Origin of the sequence: Streptomyces tateyamensis (genome assembly GCF_003205575.1) — a bacterium.
Classification (GTDB): Bacteria; Actinomycetota; Actinomycetes; order Streptomycetales; family Streptomycetaceae; genus Kitasatospora; species Kitasatospora tateyamensis.
Genome location: NZ_PYBW01000295.1, coordinates 1 through 340, shown reverse-complemented (window position 1 = coordinate 340; position 340 = coordinate 1). Strand labels below are relative to the sequence as shown.

Sequence of the window (340 nt, the reverse complement as noted above, 5' to 3'; positions counted from 1 at the left end):
GGACCATGGCGGTGAGCCGGGGAGAGTCAGGTGAAGGCTGCTGGCTGTTGATGGCCTGGTAGCCCCAGGAATCGTACAGGGCCTGGACCTTGCCGTCCCCGGCGAGCGGGTTGACCATCAGGGTGACGCGGTCCTCGGTGCGGTGGGCGAGGAGCTCGTCGTGGATACGGCGGGCGGCACCGGTGCCGCGCCAGGGGATGCGGACGCCGATCTCTTTGATGACCAGGACGGGGGTGTCGGCGAAGCCTTCGGGTAGCGGTTCGGTCATGCGCTTCCAGTACCGGTCGTCGGCGTCGGCGGAGTTGCCGTAGGCGTAGCCGATCGGGACGCTGCCGTCGTA

Annotated in this window: 1 protein-coding gene; it reads right to left on the bottom strand. The window is 68.5% G+C overall.

The features are described from left to right. The coding region (locus tag C7C46_RS35635; protein ID WP_484421966.1) for an N-acetyltransferase at positions 1–340 on the bottom strand (340 nt) is incomplete at both ends.